The organism is Streptomyces sp. NBC_01255, from assembly GCF_036226445.1.
Lineage (GTDB): Bacteria > Actinomycetota > Actinomycetes > Streptomycetales > Streptomycetaceae > Streptomyces.
Genome location: NZ_CP108474.1, coordinates 6,539,063 through 6,557,795, shown reverse-complemented (window position 1 = coordinate 6,557,795; position 18,733 = coordinate 6,539,063). Strand labels below are relative to the sequence as shown.

18 protein-coding genes are annotated in these 18,733 nt (G+C 73.2%); 6 read left to right on the top strand and 12 right to left on the bottom strand.

Annotated features, from left to right (window positions below):
• Window positions 1–83: 83 nt before the first annotated feature.
• From pepN to OG357_RS29670, 4 genes are read right to left on the bottom strand one after another with little or no spacing between them, the layout of a single operon-like run.
• Window positions 84–2,570 carry an aminopeptidase N gene (pepN, locus tag OG357_RS29685; RefSeq protein ID WP_329624060.1) on the bottom strand — a complete coding sequence of 829 codons (2,487 nt, stop codon included), beginning with the start codon at window positions 2,568–2,570 and terminating at the stop codon, window positions 84–86.
• A gap of 57 nt (window positions 2,571–2,627) precedes the next feature.
• Window positions 2,628–3,614, bottom strand: coding sequence for an asparaginase (locus tag OG357_RS29680; protein WP_329624059.1), 987 nt, complete (start codon window positions 3,612–3,614; stop codon window positions 2,628–2,630).
• Window positions 3,614–3,937, bottom strand: a complete 324-nt coding sequence (locus OG357_RS29675) for a chorismate mutase (RefSeq protein WP_056645811.1) — start codon at window positions 3,935–3,937, stop codon at window positions 3,614–3,616. The genes OG357_RS29680 and OG357_RS29675 overlap by 1 nt, the downstream gene beginning before the upstream one ends.
• An 11-nt stretch (window positions 3,938–3,948) precedes the next feature.
• On the bottom strand, window positions 3,949–4,836 hold the full coding sequence (locus OG357_RS29670; protein WP_329624058.1) for a helix-turn-helix transcriptional regulator: 888 nt from the start codon (window positions 4,834–4,836) through the stop codon (window positions 3,949–3,951).
• A 103-nt stretch (window positions 4,837–4,939) separates the two neighbouring features.
• Here OG357_RS29670 and OG357_RS29665 point away from each other — a divergent pair, with 103 nt between their 5' ends.
• Window positions 4,940–6,697 carry a glycoside hydrolase family 35 protein gene (locus tag OG357_RS29665; RefSeq protein ID WP_329624057.1) on the top strand — a complete coding sequence of 586 codons (1,758 nt, stop codon included), beginning with the start codon at window positions 4,940–4,942 and terminating at the stop codon, window positions 6,695–6,697.
• A gap of 71 nt (window positions 6,698–6,768) precedes the next feature.
• Here the strand turns inward: OG357_RS29665 and OG357_RS29660 are convergent, their stop codons facing one another.
• A complete protein-coding gene (locus OG357_RS29660) occupies window positions 6,769–7,551 on the bottom strand; it encodes a S1 family peptidase (RefSeq protein WP_329624056.1) in 783 nt (260 codons plus the stop codon).
• Window positions 7,552–7,710: 159 nt separating this feature from the next.
• Here OG357_RS29660 and OG357_RS29655 point away from each other — a divergent pair, with 159 nt between their 5' ends.
• Window positions 7,711–8,595: a hypothetical protein gene (locus tag OG357_RS29655; RefSeq protein WP_317594243.1), complete on the top strand. Its 885-nt coding sequence runs from the start codon at window positions 7,711–7,713 to the stop codon at window positions 8,593–8,595.
• Window positions 8,596–8,686: 91 nt separating this feature from the next.
• The gene (locus tag OG357_RS29650; protein WP_329624055.1) at window positions 8,687–10,156 is read left to right on the top strand and encodes an ankyrin repeat domain-containing protein; all 1,470 of its coding nucleotides are present in this window, start codon (window positions 8,687–8,689) and stop codon (window positions 10,154–10,156) included.
• A 24-nt stretch (window positions 10,157–10,180) separates the two neighbouring features.
• Here the strand turns inward: OG357_RS29650 and OG357_RS29645 are convergent, their stop codons facing one another.
• Window positions 10,181–10,606 (bottom strand): ribonuclease domain-containing protein, encoded by a 426-nt coding sequence (locus tag OG357_RS29645; protein ID WP_329624054.1) that lies wholly within the window; start codon window positions 10,604–10,606, stop codon window positions 10,181–10,183.
• Window positions 10,607–10,838: 232 nt separating this feature from the next.
• Between OG357_RS29645 and OG357_RS29640 the strand changes: the two genes are divergently transcribed.
• Entirely contained in the window at window positions 10,839–11,744 is a 906-nt protein-coding gene (locus OG357_RS29640; RefSeq protein WP_329624053.1) for a tyrosine-protein phosphatase, read from the top strand.
• Here OG357_RS29640 and OG357_RS29635 read toward each other — a convergent pair.
• From OG357_RS29635 to OG357_RS29615, 5 genes are all read right to left on the bottom strand, one after another.
• Window positions 11,669–13,408, bottom strand: coding sequence for a DEAD/DEAH box helicase (locus OG357_RS29635; protein WP_329624052.1), 1,740 nt, complete (start codon window positions 13,406–13,408; stop codon window positions 11,669–11,671). The genes OG357_RS29640 and OG357_RS29635 overlap by 76 nt on opposite strands.
• Window positions 13,409–13,717: 309 nt before the next feature.
• Window positions 13,718–14,338: a TetR/AcrR family transcriptional regulator gene (locus OG357_RS29630; protein ID WP_317594248.1), complete on the bottom strand. Its 621-nt coding sequence runs from the start codon at window positions 14,336–14,338 to the stop codon at window positions 13,718–13,720.
• A 48-nt stretch (window positions 14,339–14,386) separates the two neighbouring features.
• Window positions 14,387–14,914, bottom strand: a complete 528-nt coding sequence (locus tag OG357_RS29625) for a pyridoxamine 5'-phosphate oxidase family protein (protein WP_329624051.1) — start codon at window positions 14,912–14,914, stop codon at window positions 14,387–14,389.
• 76 nt (window positions 14,915–14,990) lie between these two features.
• Window positions 14,991–15,371: a VOC family protein gene (locus OG357_RS29620; protein ID WP_443066754.1), complete on the bottom strand. Its 381-nt coding sequence runs from the start codon at window positions 15,369–15,371 to the stop codon at window positions 14,991–14,993.
• Window positions 15,372–15,375: 4 nt separating this feature from the next.
• A complete protein-coding gene (locus tag OG357_RS29615; protein ID WP_329624050.1) occupies window positions 15,376–15,789 on the bottom strand; it encodes a MerR family transcriptional regulator in 414 nt (137 codons plus the stop codon).
• A 70-nt stretch (window positions 15,790–15,859) separates the two neighbouring features.
• Between OG357_RS29615 and OG357_RS29610 the strand changes: the two genes are divergently transcribed.
• Window positions 15,860–16,750: an aldo/keto reductase gene (locus OG357_RS29610; protein ID WP_329624049.1), complete on the top strand. Its 891-nt coding sequence runs from the start codon at window positions 15,860–15,862 to the stop codon at window positions 16,748–16,750.
• A gap of 37 nt (window positions 16,751–16,787) precedes the next feature.
• On the opposite strand, the gene OG357_RS29605 is transcribed toward OG357_RS29610, so the two are convergent.
• Complete coding sequence (locus tag OG357_RS29605) at window positions 16,788–17,399, bottom strand: PadR family transcriptional regulator (RefSeq protein ID WP_329624048.1); 612 nt, start codon at window positions 17,397–17,399, stop codon at window positions 16,788–16,790.
• A gap of 122 nt (window positions 17,400–17,521) precedes the next feature.
• Here OG357_RS29605 and OG357_RS29600 point away from each other — a divergent pair, with 122 nt between their 5' ends.
• Window positions 17,522–18,646: an LLM class flavin-dependent oxidoreductase gene (locus OG357_RS29600; RefSeq protein ID WP_329624047.1), complete on the top strand. Its 1,125-nt coding sequence runs from the start codon at window positions 17,522–17,524 to the stop codon at window positions 18,644–18,646.
• Window positions 18,647–18,733 lie beyond the last annotated feature (87 nt).

The window sequence follows — 18,733 nt, the reverse complement described above, 5'->3', positions numbered from 1 at the left end:
GCGGCCTTGCCCCAGTGCGGGCAATCGTCCCGCTGGGCTGGGGGTCACCCAGCCCCAGCGGGACGATTGCCCACAGCGGGGGGTCAGGCGGTGCGGACCGCCAGCGCGCGGCGGAGGTCGTCGAGTTGGTCGACGAGTTTGCGGCGGAGCGCCGGGATCATGGTGTCGGCTGTCAGGTGGGACTCGCCGAGGGCCAGGGAGTCGGCGTCGATCGCGTACGACGGGAAGGCGTACCGGCCCGCGGCCTCGCCCATCGCCGCGCCGCGGCGGTCGCCGAGGGCGGTGGCGGCGGTGTAGAAGCGGGGCACGTACTCCCGTACCAGCTCGGCCTGTTCGGGCTGCCAGAAGCCCCGGGCGGTGGCGGTGAAGAGGTAGTTGGACAGGTCGTCCGTGTCGAAGAGGGCCGACCAGGCGGCCTCCTTCGCCGCCGGGTCCGGGAGGGCGGCCCGGCAGAGGGCGGCGCCCTCCTGGCCGGTGGCGCTCGGGTCGCGCGCCAGCTCGGCGGCGATCACCGCCTCGTCGGTGGCGCCGAGGACGGCGAGGCGGGCGAGGATCCGCCAGCGCAGCTCGGGGTCGAGCTCGGGGCCGCCGTGGACGGTGCCCTCCTCCAGCCAGGAGGCGATCTTCGCGGGCGTGGTGGCGCTGTCGATGTACGTGCGCACGGCGGTGAGGCGCAGGCCCGGGGCCTCGCCGTCCTCGGTGCGGCGGAGCAGCGCGCGGGCGATCTCGCCGATCGTCGCGAGGGCGGCGGGGCGCTCGTCCTCGGTGACGTACCGGTCAGCGATCTGGGTGCGGGCAAAGCTCAGGACGCCCTGGACGAGGGAGAGTTCGGTCTCCTCGGTCAGGTGCGCGAGGGCGAACTCCAGGTAGTCGGCGGGGGCGAGGTCGCCGTCCCTGACCATGTCCCGCATCGCGTTCCAGACGACGGCGCGGGTCAGCGCGTCGGGGATGCGGGAGAGGCCGCGCAGGGCGGACTCCTCGGAGATCTCGTCGAAGCGGAGCTTGGCGTAGGTGAGGTCCTCGTCGTTGAGGACGACGAGGGCGGGGCGCGGTCCGGTCAGCTCGGCGGGCGCCTCCTGCGGGACGTCGACGGCGCGCCGCTCGCGCAGGACGAGGTCGCCGGAGCCGTCCCGGTCGTACACGCCGACGTCGACGCGGTGCGGGCGGCTGCCCTCGCGGTCGACGGTGAGCCGCCAGCGGTTGCCCTCGCCGTCGAGGCGCGGGGTGAGCGTGTCGACGCCCGTGGTGCGCAGCCACTGCTCGGCCCAGGCGTGGACGTCGCGGTCGGTGGCGGCGGCGAGGTTGTCGATGAAGTCGGCGAGGGTGGCGTTGCCGAACTTGTGCCGCTTGAAGTGGATGTTGATGCCGGCGAGGAAGTCCTTCTCGCCGAGCCAGGCGACGAGCTGGCGGAGGGCTGAGGCGCCCTTGGCGTAGGAGATGCCGTCGAAGTTGAGGAGCGCGGACGCGGTGTCGGGGACGGCTTCCGGGTCCGGGGCGACGGGGTGGGTGGAGGGCCGCTGGTCGGCCTCGTACCCCCAGGCCTTGCGGGTGACGCCGAAGTCGACCCAGGTGTCGGGGAAGAGGTCGGCGCAGGCCTCGTTGAGGGTCTGGTAGCCCATGTACTCGGCGAAGGACTCGTTCAGCCAGATGTCGTCCCACCAGCGCAGGGTGACGAGGTCGCCGAACCACATGTGGGCCATCTCGTGGGCGATGACCATGGCGCGGGTCTGGCGCTCGGTGACGGTGACGGCGGAGCGGAAGACGAACTCGTCGCGGAAGGTGACGAGGCCGGGGTTCTCCATGGCGCCGGAGTTGAACTCGGGGACGAAGGCCTGGTCGTACGAGTCGAAGGGGTACGGCTCGTCGAACTTCTCGTGGTACCGGTCGTAGCAGGCCTTGGTGACGGCGAAGATCTCGTCGGCGTCGGCGTCGAGGTGGGGGGCGAGGGAGCGGCGGCAGTGGATACCGAAGGGGAGCCCGGCGTGCTCGGTGCGGACCGAGTGCCAGGGGCCGGCGGCGACGCACACGAAGTAGGTGGAGAGCAGCTGGGTGGGGGCGGCCTTCCACCGCCCGTCGGGCTGCCGCTCGGTGATGCCGTTGGCGAGGACGGTCCAGCCCTCGGGGGCGGTGACGGTCAGCTCGAAGACGGCCTTCAGGTCGGGCTGGTCGAAGGCGGCGAAGACCCGCTGGACGTCCTCCATGAAGAGCTGCGTGTAGACGTACGACTCGTCGTCGGTGGGGTCCGTGAAGCGGTGCATGCCCTCGCCCGTGCGGGAGTACCGCATGGTCGTGGTGACGATCAGCTCGTGCTCGCCCTCGGCGAGGGTCAGCGGGAGCCGGTTGCCGGTGAGGGCGGCGGTGTCGAGGGCCACTCCGTCGAGGGTCGCGGAGTGGAGGGTCTCGGGCTTGAGCTCGACGAAGGTGTCCCCGGCGGCGCGGGCGGTGAATCGGACGGTGCTGGTGGACCCGAAGGTCTCGGCGCCGGTGGTGAGGTCGAGGTCCACCAGATAGCGGTGGACGTCGAGGAGCTGGGCACGGGTCTGCGCTTCGTCGCGCGTCAGTACGGACATGGGGCCCATGCTGCCTGATGGCTCCGGCCCGTGGCAGGGGTGGTGGGGTAACGCGGCTCAGGCGAGTCCGGAGCCGTTCAGGTGGGCGAAGGCGGCCGTGATGCGGGGGCGGTCGTAGCCGGTGGGGCCGGCCGCGCCGCTGGAGAGCAGGGTGTGGAGGAGGATCCGGGCCTTGGCGGGGTCGAGGGGGCCGGCGGGGATCAGTCCGTGGTGCAGCAGGTCGTACTCGGAGCCGGGGCCGCGGTAGGTGTGCGAGAGGGTCGCTCCGCCGCCCGTACGGGAGGCGAGGACGACCGGGATGCGGCGGGCGAGCTCGGCGAGCGGTTCGACGAACCAGGTGGGGACGTGGCCGGCGCCGAACGCAGCGACGACGAGGCCCCGGAAGCGGTCGTCGACGGCTTCGAGGAATTCGCCCCGGTCGCCTTGGGAGAGGGTGAGGAGGGCGACCCTGACCTCGGGGTCGAACGTCAGCGGGCAGAGCGCGGCGCGGGCGGCGGGGCGGAGCAGGATCCGGGGCTCGCCCTCGACGACGGTGCCGATCGGGCCGGCCCCGGGCGAGGCGAAGGTGGCGACCGAGGTCGTGTGGGTCTTGCGGGCGAGGCGGGCGGCGTGGATCTCGTCGGCCAGGACGACCACGACGCCGAGGTTCCGGCAGGCGGGGTCGGCGGCGACGGCGAGCGCGGCGGCGAGGTTGGCGGGGCCGTCGGCGCCGGGCAGGTCGGGGCGGCGCATGGCGCCGGTGACGGCGATGGGCTGCTCGGTGGTGCAGAGCAGGTCGAGGAGGAAGGCGGTCTCCTCCAGGGTGTCCGTGCCCTGGACGACGACCACGCCGGAGCCGTCGGCGACGGTGGCACGGACCTCGGCGGCGAGGTCCGCGAGGTCCGCGTGGGTGAGGGACGAGCTGGGGACCCGCCGGAAGTCGCGGAGGACGACGTCCTCGGGCGCGCCGAGACCTGCCAGGACCTCCTGGCCGGTCATGCGGGCCGCGTCACCGCCTCGCGCGGAGATGGTCCCTCCGAGGGTGAAGACCGTGACGCGGGCCATCAGCGTGCTCCGTCCGCGATCGTCTCGTGGTGGCGGATGACCTCCGCGATGATGAAGTTCAGGAGCTTCTCCGCGAAGGCCGGGTCCAGTCTCGCGCTCTCGGCCAGTTCCCGCAGCCGGGCGATCTGGCGGGACTCGCGGGCGGGGTCGGCGGGCGGCAGCTTGTGCTCGGCCTTGAGGACGCCGACCTGCTGGGTGCACTTGAAGCGCTCGGCGAGCATGTACACGACCGCGGCGTCGATGTTGTCGATGCTCTCGCGGAGCCGGGTCAGTTCGGCCCGTACGGAGTCGTCGACCGGGCGGGGCAGGGTGGAGTCACTCATGATCTGCGAGCTTAGACCGATCTCGGCTGGATCGTGGGCGGGTGTTCGGGATCCGGTACGCGGTTGCTCCAGCCGCCGTGGACGGACCGCCCCTGCTGCTCGCGGAAGCGGATGGGCGCGGTGCCGACCCGGCGGGTGAAGAGCCGGGAGAAGTAGGCGGGGTCGTCGTAGCCGACGCGGCGGGCGACGGCCGCGACGGGGAGCTCGGTGGCGGCGAGGAGTTCCTTGGCGCGGCCGAGGCGGACGGTGAGCAGGTAGTCCTTGGGGCTGCAGCCGGCCGCGCGGCGGACGGCGGTGCGCAGTTCGGCGGCGGTCATGCCGTGCCGGGCCGCATGTTCGGCGACGGAGAGCGGCTGGAAGGCGTCGCGGGCGAGGGCGGCGAGGACGGGGTCGCCGTCGGCGTTGGTGTCGGCGCGGGCGCGGCGCAGCGCGACGAGCAGCTCGTGGACGGCGGCGCCGGTCTCGACCTCCAGGAGGGGGTTGCCGGGGCGGGCGGCGCGGGCTATGCGGCTGATGGCGGCGCGGGCGGGGGCGGCGTCGGAGAGGGGCACGACGGGCCGGTCGGGCTCGATGTAGCCGAGCTCGGTGTACGTGGCGGTGGCGGGTCCCGAGAAGTCGACGAAGGCCTCGTCCCAGCCGGTGCCGGGGTCGGCGGCGTAGTGGTGGGGGGTGCCGGGGGTGAGCCAGATCAGGGCGGGGGCGGTGACGACGGTGCGGCGCCCGTCGGCGCCCAGGTACCAGCCGCTGCCCGCGGACACGACGACGGCGACGTGGTGGTCGAGGGTGCGGGGTCCGACCGTGGGCAGGGTGCCGTGCTGGAGTCCGACGCCGAGGCAGACGAGGCCGAGGCGGTGGTGGACCGGGCTGGGCGTGAAGTAGCGCATCCAGGTGTGGTACATGCCGGGTGGGCCTCCCTGACGTCCGCTGCGACGTCTCTAACGTCCAAACTGCGACGATCTTTGTCCATGGACCGGTCCGCCGCCAGAGGGCGAGGGTGAGGTCATGAGCACGTTCGCTGTGGGTGACGAGGACTTTCTGCTCGACGGGCGGCCGGTGCGCCTCCTCTCGGGGGCGTTGCACTACTTCCGGGTGCACGAGGCGCACTGGGAGCACCGGCTCGGGATGCTGCGCGCGATGGGCCTGAACTGCGTCGAGACGTACGTCCCCTGGAACCTGTACGCGCCGGAGCCCGGTCGGTACGGGGACGTGGAGGCGCTCGGCCGGTTCCTGGACGCGGTGGAGCGGGCCGGGATGCACGCGATCGTGCGCCCGGGTCCGTACATCTGCGCCGAGTGGGAGAACGGCGGGCTTCCGCACTGGCTGACGGGACCACTCGGGCGGCGCGTGCGGACCCTCGACCCGGAGTTCCTGGCGGCGGTGGAGGCCTGGTTCCGGCGGCTGCTTCCGCAGGTGGTGGAGCGGCAGGTCGACCGGGGCGGCCCGGTGATCCTGGTGCAGGTGGAGAACGAGTACGGGAGTTACGGCAGCGACCGGGCGTATCTGGAGTGGGTGGCGGAGCTGCTGCGCGCGTGCGGGGTGAGCATGCCGCTCTTCACGTCGGACGGTCCTGAGGACCACATGCTGACGGGTGGTTCGGTGCCGGGGGTGCTCGCGACGGCGAACTTCGGCTCGGGGGCGCGGGAGGGGTTCGCGACGCTGCGGCGGCATCAGCCGAAGGGCCCGCTGATGTGCATGGAGTTCTGGTGCGGCTGGTTCGACCACTGGGGCACGGAGCACGCGGTGCGGGACGCGGCGGACGCGGCGACGGCGCTGCGGGAGATCCTGGAGTGCGGGGCGTCGGTCAATGTGTACATGGCGCACGGCGGGACCAACTTCGGCGGCTGGGCGGGGGCGAACCGGACGGGTGAGCTGCACGACGGGGTGCTGCGGCCGACGGTGACCTCGTACGACTACGACGCGCCGGTGGACGAGGCGGGGCGGCCGACGGAGAAGTTCCGGCGCTTCCGCGAGGTGCTCGCGGAGTTCGCGGAGGGGCCGCTGCCCGCGCTGCCCGAGCCGCCGGCGCGGCTGGCGGCCCCGGTGCGGGGCGGCCTCGTGGAGTGGGCGCCGCTCGACGAGGTCCTGGAGGTGCTCGGCGACGAGGAGGCGCGGGCGCCGGTGCCGCCGTCCTTCGAGGAGCTGGGCGTGGACCGGGGCCTGGTCCGCTACCGGGTGGAGGTCCCGGGGCACCGGCAGCCGTACGCGCTGGGGGTGACGGGGCTGCGGGACCGGGCGACGGTGTGCGTCGACGGGGTCCCGGCGGGGGTGCTCGACGCCGAGGACTCGACGCTCGTGGAGCCGGTGGCGGGGCCGGCCGTGGTGGACCTGTGGGTGGAGTCGCTCGGCCGGGTCAACTACGGGCCGCGGCTTGCCGAGCCGAAGGGGATCGCCGGCGGGGTGCGGCACGAGCGGCAGTACCTGCACGGGTTCCGGGCTCAGGGCCTGCGCCTGGACGCCTTCGAGTCGGCGGCGGTGGCGAAGGTGCCGTTCCGGCCGGTGGCCGGGGAGGGGGGGCCGGGGCTCTACCGGGCCGTCGTGGACGTGACGGGTCCGGGAGACGCCATGCTCTCGCTCCCGGACGCGACGCGCGGCTTCGTCTGGGTGAACGGCTTCTGCCTGGGCCGGTACTGGAGCGTCGGCCCGCAGGAGTCGCTGTTCGTGCCGGGGCCGGTGCTGCGGGAGGGCGCCAACGAGGTGTGGGTGCTTGAGCTGGCGGGCGGGGCGGGGGCGGAGGTCGTCCTCGATGTCCTTTCACACTGAACAAGGGCATCACGCGCGTGAAGGTGCCCCGGAGCCGAGGCCGCTCCGGGGCACCCGTTCACGGTTCGCCGTTACAGCGTGGCCGCGGCCGACTTGATCGCGGCGGCGAAGGTCGAGACCTCCGTGTAGACGCCGGGGTAGCCGGCCCGGGCGCAGCCCTCGCCCCAGCTCACGATGCCGACCTGGATCCAGGCGCCGGCGTTGTCCTTGCGGAACATCGGGCCGCCGGAGTCACCCTGGCAGGTGTCGACCCCGCCCTCGGGGTACCCGGCGCAGATCTCCTCGGCGGGGACGAGGGAGCTGCCGTACGAGGCCTGGCAGGAGGCGTCCGAGACGAACGGGACGTTCGCCTTGCGCAGGTAGCGCTGCTGCGCGCCGCCCTCGCGGGTGCCACCCCAGCCGGCCACGGTGAAGGTGCCGCTGTTGTACGCGGTCGTGTCGGCGATCTTGAGGGTGGGGACCGAGGTGATCGGCGACGCGAGCTTGATCAGGGCCCAGTCCTTGCCCGTGCCGTTGTAGCCGGGGGCCTGGAGGACCTTGGTGGACTTGACCTTGATCGCGCTGCTGGACTGGAGGTCCACGACTCCGACGGTGGCGGTGATGCCGGTGTTGTTGCCGGAGCCGCTCACACAGTGGGCGGCGGTGAGGACGATCTGCGGGGTCAGCATCGAGCCGCCGCAGCCCATCGAGAGCCTGACCATCCAGGGGAACTCGCCCTGCGCGGCGCGCACGCCGCCGACGACGGGCGCCGGGGCGGCGGAGGCGGTGGTGGGCTGGAGGCTGACGGCGGCGAGGACGACGGCGCCGGCTGCCGCGAGTTTCTGGAGGGCGCTGACCAGACGGTTCTTCTTCACGCGTGCTCCTTTTTCATGGGGGGTTGAGCCCGACGGGAATGACATGCGCCCGTCAAGCCATGTCCGGATTATGGACAGCGCTCAACTGCCGCCACAAGAAAGCCTTTTCGGCCAGAACCGGTGGAGGGACCGTACAGTGGACGGGAGGGGGGATCCGGTATGCCGAACCGCCAGGGGGCCGACCGTGTCGGCCACGGCTTCCCGCACCGCGCGGCGGTCCGGGACTCGCTCACCGCGCTCTACCGGCGCCTCTCCCCCGACGGTGTCCAGCGGTTTCCGGCGAGCGTGCCGGCCGCCGACATGGCCATCGGCGACGACGAGGACCTCCATCTGGGCACCCAGCGGGTGGCCCGCGCGCTCGTCCACCACCTACGGCTCCCCGACGCCCGCATCGTGGCGAGTTTCCGCCCCATGGAGCACGCGGCCACCGTCGAGCTCGCCGCCGGACCCGAGTACTTCGTCGAACTCAACGACCGCTTCCGGACCCGCCGCCGGGACATCGGCGCGGCCCTCGCCCACGAGATCACCCACGTCCTGCTGCACCGGCTCGGCCTCGGCTTCCCCGGCACCGCGGAGAACGAGATCCTCACCGACGTCGTGACCACCTACCTGGGCGCGGGCTGGCTGCTCCTCGACGCGTACCGACAGGACGGGGTCGAGAGCCAGAAGCTCGGCTATCTGACCCCGGAGGAGTTCGGCTACGTCCTCGCCAAGCGGGCCGAGGTCTTCGGGGAGGACCCCTCGCCGTGGTTCACCAGCGCGGTGGCGTACGAGGCGTGGGTACGGGGCCGGGCCGAGGCGGAGCGGGAGCGGCGGCAGCCGCCGCTCGCCGGGGCGGGCTGGGCGGAGCGGCGGCGGTACGGCAGGGAGCGGCGCCAGGGCCGGGCGGCGGCGGGAGCCCCGTACTCCTTCGACGGCGGGACCCCGGCGACCGGCGTCTCCTTCGCCTGCCCGGTCTGCCTCCAGCGGCTGCGGGTCCCCGCGGGGCGGACCCTGCGGGCGCGGTGCGGGGTGTGCGGCTCGGTCCTGGAGTGCGCGGCCTGACCGGCCCCACGGGGACGCGAAAGTGCCTGGGCCCGCCGCCGTACGGGGAATGGATTTGCGCCATGTACGGACGGGGCGTCAGGGTCGGCGCATGAGTACGTTGTTCGACGCCATCCGAGCCGGGGACGAGGACGGGGCCGTACGCGCCCTGCGGAGCGGGGCGGACCCCGAGGGCCGGGAGGACGGGGAGACCGCGCTGTACCGGGCCGCCGTCGGCGACGAGCCGGGGATCGTCCGGGTGCTGCTCGCCGCCGGTGCCGATCCGGGGCGGCGCAGTGGCGAGGAGGACAGCGACCTGCCCCTGTGCGGGGCGGCCTGCGGCGGGCACGCCGAGGTCGTCCGGGCGCTGCTCGCGGGCGGCGCGCCGGCCGACCAGGAGGAGGAGTTCGGCTTCACGGCGCTCGCCTGGGCGCTCCGGCTCGGCCACGCCGGCACGGCGCGGGTGCTCCTGGAGCACGGCGCCGACCCGGACCGCCCGGGACCCGACGGTTTCCTCCCGCTCGTCGCCGCCGCCCGGCGCGGCTCCACCGCCTGCGTACGGGCGCTGCTCGACCACGGGGCGGCCGCCCCGGAGGCCGCGCTGCGGGAGGCGCGGCGGTGGATCGGCGCCGACATCGCGGCCGAGCTGCGGCGCGGGCTCGTCGCGGGGAACGACGGCGGGCAGACGTACGAGGCGGTCGTCCGCCGGGTCCGGGAGGACGGCGGGGTGACGGTCGTCGTCGAGCTGCTGCGGGAGGACGGCGCTCCCACGCGCGGCGACGAGCGGCAGACCGGTCACGCGGCGATCGCCACGCTCCTGGAGGCGGCGATCGGGCTGCGCACCCCGCACGAGGAACTCGCGGCGCGGGCGCTGCGCTGCGGGGATCCGGAGCTCGACGCCTGGACGACGGCGGTGGCCGAACTGGCCGGCCGGGCCGACGAGGAGACCTTCGTGGCGGCGGCGGGCTGGTGCGCCTATCGCGATCCGCTGCGGCGGGCGCTCGGCGCGCGGGTGCTCGGCGCGCTGCCGGGCTTCGCGGCGAGCGCGCTGCCGGTGCTGCGCCCGCTGGCCGCGGAGGCCGGGCCCACGGCGCGGGAACCCCTGCTGTCGACGGTGCTCGCGCTCGGGGAGTGCGGGGACGCGGAGGCGGTGCCCGAGCTGCTCGCGGCGGCCGGGCATCCGGAGGCGGCGGTACGGCGGGCGGTCGCGGGGGCGTTGGCCGGGATCGTGCCGGCGGGGCACACCGAGGCCCTCGGGGTGCTCCTCGCGCTGAGCCGGGACGGCGACGCCCGGGTGCGGGACTGGGCGACGCTCGCCCTCGCCGAGCTGCCCGACGACACCCCTCTCGTACGGGAGGGGCTCGCCGAGCGGCTCGGCGACGACGATCCGGAGACGGCGGCGGAGGCGGCGCGCGGCCTGGCGATCCGTCAGGACCCGCGGGCCGTGGACGCCTTGGCGACGATCCTCGCGGACGGCGACCCGGACGGCGCGGCGCGCGAGACGGCACTCGCCGCCCTCGAACACGTCCGGGACGCCCGGGTCAGGACCCGTCTGGAGTGGACGGCCCCGCGCCGCGGCTGACGGGACATCAGCAGGAGTGGTCGATCAGCAGTCGTGGTCGATCAGGTCGAACGAGGCGTAGTGGTCGGCCGTGTAGTAGTCCTCCTGGAACGAGTTCCCGGTCACGATCCGGCGGGCACCGCGGGTGGAGACGCCCGGGGTCTTGACCGTGTACTCGTGGTAGTAGCCCAGCGAGTGGGACGGGAGGATCCCTTCCCGGTTCTGGAAGACGGCGCCGTCCTGGCGGTACGGGAAGGGGCCGCCCGCGTCGATCAGCCGCAGGGTGGTGTGGGCCTGGGACGGCAGGTCGGAGTAACAGATGTCCCCGACGGCCGCGGTCGCCGCGAGCGAGGACGCGACGGTCGCGGGTGCGGGGGCCGGCGCGGCGGTGGCGGGGGCCCCGAGGAGGAGGGAGGAGAGGAGGGCGGTGGCGACACCGCCGGCGAGGGTGAATCGAGGGGGGATTCGCATGGCTGGATGATGACGCGCGTAGAGCGGCCCCCGGAAGGCCAACCCTCTTCAATTCCCCGGACGTTCACCGCTCGTCACCACTCGTGCGGATGTCGTGCACGACGTTTCACCGATCACGAGCAGGCCTCTCCCGTACGGCCCCGGCGGCTGCTACCTTCCTCCCCAGTCGCCTAACAAACGTTTGGTGGGCCCGTCCGCCCGTCAGCCCGTATGTTCATGAGGGAGTCCGGCCATGCCCCTGTCCCGACGCGCGCTGCTCACCACCACCGGCGCCACCGCCCTGTTCACGGCCCTGCCCACGAACGCGCAGGCGCACGCGAAACCGCGAGCACCCCGGAACACGATCCGCCAGATCCCGCTCCAGGGCGCGGTCAACGTCCGTGACCTCGGTGGATACCGCACCTACGACGGCGGCCGGGTCCGCCACGGCCTCGCCTACCGGGGCGACCACCTCGGCAAGCTCACCGCCGCCGACCTCACCACCCTCGCCGGAATCGGCCTCGGGACCGTCGTCGACCTGCGGATCCCGCTGGAGGTGCAGTACGACGGCGCCGACCGCCTGCCGGCCGGTACGGTCCCGGTCGCCCGGCCCATCACCGACAACGGTCTGTTCGGGCAGCTGATGGCCGCGATCGGCTCCCGCGACCCGGTGCGGCAGGAGGAGATGCTCGGCGGCGGGCGGGCGGCCGCCTTCATGAGCGACGTGTACCGGACCTTCGTCACCGACGCCGCGAACCGGGCCGCGTTCGCCGCGAACCTGCGGGACCTGGGCGACCCCGCCCGGGGGCCGGTGCTCTTCCACTGCACCTCGGGCAAGGACCGCACCGGCTGGACCGGCTATCTCCTGCTCACCCTGCTGGGCGTGCCGACGGCGTCGGCCCGCGACGACTACCTGGCCTCGAACACCATCCGCGCCGCCTACGACGCCAAGGTGCGCGAGGGACTCAAGCAGGGCGGGCTCATGCAGAACCCGGACCTGATCGTGCCGCTCCAGGAAGTACGTCCGGAGTATCTCGACACTGCCCTCGACCAGGTCCGGGCCTCATACGGAAGCCTTCTCCGTTACTGCTCCGTCGGCCTCGGCCTGGAGTTCCGCGACGTGCTGGCGCTGCGGGAACGGCTCGTGCTCGGCGCCTGACGTCCGCCGCGGGCGGCTCCCGCCCCGGCACCGCGACCCGCACCCGCGCCGGAGCCGGCGCCCCGGCCACCGCCGGAGCCGCGACCCGCACCGGCCGCGGCACGGCCCGTGCCGCCCGCGGAGCGCCCGGAGCCGCCCGCGGAGCCGGATCCACGGCCCGTGGACGTACCGGAGCCGGAGGCGCGCCCCGAGCCCATCGACGTGGTCGAGCCCGTCCCGCTTCCGCCACCGGCGGGGGCGGGACGGCGACGACGGCCTCGGCCGCCACCGGCGCCGCTGCCACCGGCTCCCGCCGCCTTGCGCGGCTGGGTCGGCTGCGGCGTCTCGATGACGATCGGGACGCCGGAGGGCTCCTTGGCGCCGGTCAGGTCGGTCAGGTGCTGGTCGCTGGACTTGATCTGCGCCGTGCGCGGGCTGATCCCGGCGTTCGACATCAGCCGGCCCATGTCCCGCTTCTGCTCGGGCAGGACCAGGGTGAAGACGCTGCCGGACTCGCCGGCGCGGGCGGTCCGGCCGCCGCGGTGCAGGTAGTCCTTGTGGTCCATCGGCGGGTCGACGTTCACGACCATGTCGAGGTCGTCGACGTGGATGCCGCGGGCCGCCACGTTCGTCGCGACGAGCGTGGTGACCTGGCCGGTCTTGAACTGGTCCAGGGTCCGGTTCCGCTGCGGCTGCGAGCGGCCGCCGTGCAGGCCCGAGGCCCGTACGCCGTTGGCGAGGAGCCGCTTGACCAGCCGGTCCACGGACCGCTTGGTGTCGAGGAAGAGGATCGTCCGGCCGTCGCGGGCCGCGATCTTCAGCGTGACGGCCTTCTTGTCGGTCTCGTCCATGACGTACAGGACGTGGTGCTCCATGGTGGTCACGGCACCGGCCGAGGGGTCGACCGAGTGCACGACCGGGTCGTCCAGGAACATCTTGACCAGCTTGTCGATGTTCCGGTCGAGCGTGGCCGAGAAGAGCAGCCGCTGACCGCCCGGCTCGACCTGCTTGAGCAGCTTGGTGACCTGCGGCAGGAAGCCCATGTCGGCCATCTGGTCGGCCTCGTCGAGGACGGTGACGGCGACCCGGTCGAGACGGCAGTCGCCGCGCTCGATGAGGTCCATGAGCCGGCCGGGCGTGGCGATGAGGACCTCGGCGCCGCGCCGCAGCGCGGAGGACTGCCGGGAGATCGACATGCCGCCGACGACCGTGGTGATCCGCAGGCGCAGGGCGCCGGCGTACGGGGTGAGGGCGTCCGTGACCTGCTGCGCGAGCTCGCGGGTGGGCACCAGGACCAGCGCGAGGGGCGCGGTCGGCTCGGCGCGGCGGCCGGCGGTGCGGGCGAGCAGCGCGAGGCCGAAGGCGAGGGTCTTGCCGGAGCCGGTGCGGCCCCGGCCGAGGACGTCGCGCCCGGCGAGGGAGTTCGGCAGGGTCGCGGCCTGGATCGGGAACGGCTCCGTCACACCCTGCTCGCCCAGAATCCGCAGGAGGCCCTCGGGCATGTCCAGGTCGGCGAAGGAGGCCACCGCGGGAAGCGCGGGCGTCACCGTCTCCGGCGGGGTGAACTCGCTCGGCGGCGGGGGCGCGGTGGGACGACGGCCACCGCGGGAGGCCTTCGGCTGTGACGTGGACTTCACCTGGGCGGTGCGGGAGCTGCGCTTGAAGGGGCGTTCGGAGCGGGTCATGCGTGCCTTCCTGGCCGGTGCTCGCGGCACAGCCGGGGCCCGCACCTGCACGATGCGGGCCCCGGCTGTTCTACCCGGAACACGTGAACGGGCCCCGGCTGTGTCTCCCGGAGCACGTGAACGGACCCCGGCTGCTTCTCCCGGAACACGCGATACGCACTCCGGATGTCTCTACCGGAACAATAGTGCGCCTCAGGACCTTCCCGCCCCGCCCGACCGATGCCTGGACGGATCACACCAGGCCCGGGCGCCGCGACGTGGGCGACTTCACAGCCGTTCCGTGATCGCCGGAGGCGACGGGCCTGTCGGTCACGCGCGTACGGCGACGCCGTCCAGGACCATCGACAGGTACTGGCGGGCGATCTCCTCCGGGCTGTGCCGGCCGCCGGGCCGGTACCAGGACGCGGCGACCCAGACCGTGTCGCGCACGAACCGGTAGGTCAGCCGGACGTCGAGGTCGGCGCGGAACACCCCGGCCGCGACACCGCGCTCCAGCGTACCGAGCCAGGCCTTCTCGAACCTCTCCTGCGAGTCCACGAGGTAGTGGAAGCGGGGCAGGTCGGTGAGGTGCCGGGACTCCTTCTGGTAGATGGCGACGGCGGCGCGATGCCGGTCGATCTCCCGGAAGGACTCGGTGACCAGCGCCTCGATGGTCTCGCGGGGCCCGAGCCCGGCGCCGAGGACGGCGTCGTACCCCTCCCACAGCTCGTTCAGGAAGCCGGAGAGGATCTCGTCGAGCATCGACTCCTTGGAGTCGAAGTGGTAGTAGAGGCTGCCGGCGAGCATGCCGGCGGCGTCCGCGATCTTGCGGACGGTGGTGGCGTTGTACCCCTGGGCGGCGAAGACCTCGGCCGCCGTGTCGAGGAGCTCACGGCGCCGCTCGGGCCCGGCGCTCACCTGGGTCTTCTTCTTGCTGGCAGTGTTCGGCACCCGCCCATTCTCGCCCCAGGGCGTGTCCGGCGGGCCCTGGCGGGTGCCTCAGGACTCCTCGCGCGGCGGGCTGTCGTCGTTGCCGCGCCGGATCGTCCGCACGGGACGCCCGGGGGCCCAGGTCCGCAGGACCATCTCGTCGCCCTCCACCCGGATCCGTACGACCTCGGTGGGTTCCACCCGGAAGAGGTGGAAGGGCAGCGGCGCGCCCGCGTCGGCCGCGTACCGCTCGACGGTCTCCGGGTCGGTGATCTCTACCGCCCGCCCGGAGACGCGGACGTCCCCGCCGCCCATGCCAGTGCCGGAGCCGGGGTTGGCGAGCAGCGCGAAGCGCGGGTCGCGGCGCAGGTCGAGCGCCTTCCGGGAGTGCGGCATCATGCCGAGCCAGAGCTCGCCGAAGCGGAAGTCCGCCTCGATGCCGCTGAGCCGGGGCGAGCCGTCCTTCCGTACGGTGGCGAGCGCGTGGTGCGTGTACTGGCCGAAGCGCTCGCGCACGGCCGCGGCCAGCTCGGGTTCGGCGGCCTCGAAGGCCGGCCAGGTGGCTGCGTTGGCTGCGGTGTGTCCCTTGTCTCCCATGACTCCAGGAAACACCGGATACCCGACACCCTCTGTCCGGATTACTCCGAACGTTTCCCTGGGCTCAGCGCACTCCCTACGAGGTCGCGGCACGCTCCCCCGCACTGCGCTCGACGCAGAACTCGTTGCCCTCCGGGTCGGCGAGGGTCGCCCAGCCGGTGCCGTCGGCGTTCCGCCGGTCGTCGAGGAGGGTGGCGCCGAGGGCGAGCAGCCGCTCGATCTCCTCGTCGCGGGTGCGGTCCTGCGGCTGGAGGTCGAGGTGGACGCGGTTCTTCACCGACTTCGCCTCGGGTACCTGGATGAAGAGGAGGCTCACGCCGGGCGACTCGACGATGGCCTCGGGGTCTCCGGGGAAGTCGTCGGCGCCGAGCTTCGCGTCCAGCGCCACGGCCCAGAAGCTCGCCAGGGCGTAGGCGTCGGCGCAGTCGATGGTGACGTGTCGTACGAGAGAAGTCATGGCGTCATGATCGCCCGTGCGTCCCGGAGTCGGCCACTGGAATACCCATCGCCCGGTCGTCGGCGACGAGTTGCCTGTTCTCGGTGACCGCGACGAGCGCCGCGAGGGAGGAACGGGTGTCCTGGAGGCCGTGGATCTTCTCGTCGATGGCGTCGAGCTGGGCGACGAGCATCGGACTGAGGCAGGGCTCGATCTCCGCCTCGCTGCCGCACACGCAGTCCAGGACCTCGGCGATGACCCGGGTCGGCAGTCCGGCGCCGAGGAGGGCCCGGATGCGGCGGACGACCGCGGGGGCGTCGGGGCCGTACACCCGCTGCCCGCCCGGGGTGCGCTCCGAGGCGAGGAGACCCTGCTCCTCGTAGTAGCGGAGCAGCCGGACACCGACCCCGGTCTCGCGTGACAGCTCACCGATCTTCACTGTGACCCCCCTCACATCGGCCCGTTTCCGCTTGAAGCTCACACCGGTGTGAGCTCCTACGGTTCCGGACATGACAAACAACGCGGACTCCGCTGACACGACGATATTCCAGCTCGGGGGCGACCTCCCGGTCCGGCGCATCGGCTACGGCACGATGCGCCTCGCCGACGGCCCTGGCGACCCGACCGGCCCCGAGGCCCGCATCTGGTCGGCCCCGGCCGGCCGGACGGCCGCGCTGGCCCTGCTGCGGACGGCCGCCGAGGCGGGGGTCACCCTCTTCGACACGGCCGACGCGTACGCGCTGGGGGCGGGCGAGGAGCTCCTCGCCGAGGCGCTCCGCCCGTACGGCGACACCGTCGCGGTGGCCACCAAGGTCGGTGTGGTCAGGCCCTCCCCCACCGAGTGGGTGCCGCTCGGGCACCCCGCCTATCTGCGCCAGCAGGCCGAACTGAGCCTGCGCCGGCTGGGTACGGAGCGGATCGACCTGCTGTATCTGCACCGTCTCGACGAGAACTACCCGGTCGCCGAGCAGGTGGGGGCGTTGCGCCGGCTCCAGGAGGAGGGCAAGGTCCGGCACGTCGGCCTTTCGGAGGTGACGGTCGCGCAGCTGGAGGAGGCCGAGTCCGTCACGCCGATCGCGGCCGTGCAGAACCTCTACAACCTGGCGACCCGCGACCACGAGGCTGTCGTCGAGCACACGGCGGGGCGTGGCATCGCCTTCGTCCCCTTCTTCCCGATCGCCATGGGCGGGCACGCGGGGCCGGACGGCCGCGTGGCCCGCGTCGCCCGCGAGGTCGGCGCCACCCCGTCCCAGACGGCCCTGGCCTGGCTCCTGCACCGGGCCCCGCACATCCTCCCCATCCCCGGTACGTCCTCGGCGGCGCACCTCCTGGAGAACCTGGGCGCGCTCGATCTCACGCTCACCGAGGAGCAGTTCGCGCGGCTGGGGGAGGAAGGCTGACGCCGACGGCCCCGGCGGGGCGGCGGACAGGGGCGGGTCATGGCCATGGGCGCTCCTCCCCCGTCCCCTTCCCCAGGTGCTCGATGTCCGCGAGCATGGCGTCGGCCAGGTCGCGCTCGGCCGCGTAGTACCGCTCGGCCCAGGTGAGGGTGAGCCGGGGGTACGCCCACGCCTCGTCGGCCCCGGCGTCCGCCACGTCGGCTTCGGCGCGCAGCCGCATCCCCTCGGCGTACTCCCGGTGTCCGGCCAGGATCTCGCGCATCCGGTCGGGTTCGAGGAGATGGCCCAGCCAGAGCCGCAGCATCGGCCCGTGCTTGAGGACGGGCGGGTCGAGGGGGGCCGTGCGGGCCCAGAGGCGGACGGCGGCGAGGCCCGCGTCGGTGATCCGGTAGACGCGCTTGTCGCGCGTGCCGGTCTCGGGTGCGACCAGGCGCGAGGTGGCGTAGCCGGTCGTCTCCAGCCGTTTGAGCTCGCTGTAGATCTGGCTGAACGACGGGCTCCAGTAGAAGAGGCGCAGCGACCGGTCGGACCATTTCTTGAGGTCGTAGCCGGACAACTCCCGTCCGAAGGAGAGCAGTCCGAGCACGGCCCAGCTGGTCGCGGGAAGCCCGGGCAGTGCCTCCGGGGCCCCCTCCGTCGTCTCGTCCACGGACGGAAGTGTACGGCGCTTCCCTCTTCCATCTATGCCTGCTAGAAGTATTTCGATTAGGCATACCTGTCGCAGCGAGCCGCAGCCGCAGCGCACCCGCACAGGTTCGGGAGGAGCTCACCGTGAAGTTCTCCATGATCTTCGAAGCACAGCTCGTCGACCCCACCCCCGCACGCGAACGCGCGGTCATCCACGACTGCGTCGAACAGGCAGTCCTCGCCGAGGAGATGGGCTTCGACCGTGTCTGGGCGGTCGAGCACCACTCCCTCACCCAGTACGCCCACATGAGCGCGTCCGAGATCTTCCTGACCTGGGTCGCCGCCCGTACGCGGACCATCCGCGTCGGGCACGGTGTGGTCACCATGCCCTTCGGGTACCAGCACCCCGTCCGGGTCGCCGAACGCGCCGCCATGCTCGACGTGCTCTCCGGCGGCCGCCTCGACGTCGGCGCCGGCCGGGGCGCGACCCGCCAGGAGATGCGGATGTTCGGGGTGGACCCCGAGGACACCCGGCCGCAGACGGAGGAGGCCCTGCGGATCTTCGCCGCGGCGTGGCGCGAGCCGGAGTTCGAGTGGCACGGCTCCCTCGACATCGGCCCCGGCGCGGTCCTGCCGCGCCCCGTGCAGCATCCGCACCCGCCGCTCTTCATGGCCTGCTCGCAGCACGACTCGCTCCGGCAGGCGGCCGAACTCGGCATCGGCGCGCTGGTGATGGGGTTCGCGGGCGCCGACGACGTCCGCGCGATGCGCGCGGTGTACGACGAGACCCTCGCCGTACGGGACGGATCGCGGTTCGTCTCCACCGAGGTCAACGACCACTTCTCCGCCCTCTGCCCGACGATCGTCCTGGACGACGCCGACCGCGCCCTGCGGCTCGGCACGCGCGGCCAGCGCTTCTTCGCCGAGTCGATCGCCCACTGGTACGGCGGCGCCCCGGCGCCCACCGGTTACGCGGAGGACGAGGACCACGCGGGCGCCCTGGAGGAGGAGCGGCAGAAGCTGGTGGCCCGGCTGCACGAGGCGGACATCCCGGCCCGGCCGGTCGACACCGGCACGTACAACACCGACCACGCCTACGGGGACTCCGCGACCGCGATCGCCTACGTGGAGCGGCTGCGGGAGATCGGCGTGGACGAGGTGATGTGCCTGATCCAGATGGGCACGGTGCCGCAGGAGGTCTGCCTGGAGACCATCCGCCAGTGGGGCACGAAGGTCATCCCGCACTTCCGGGCACTCTCCGGCGAGTGAACGCACCGCGGCGCCCTCCCAGTCGTCCGGTCGGGGACATTCGGGGGGCGCCGCGCTCAGTTCCGTACGTCGTTGTACGGGACGTTC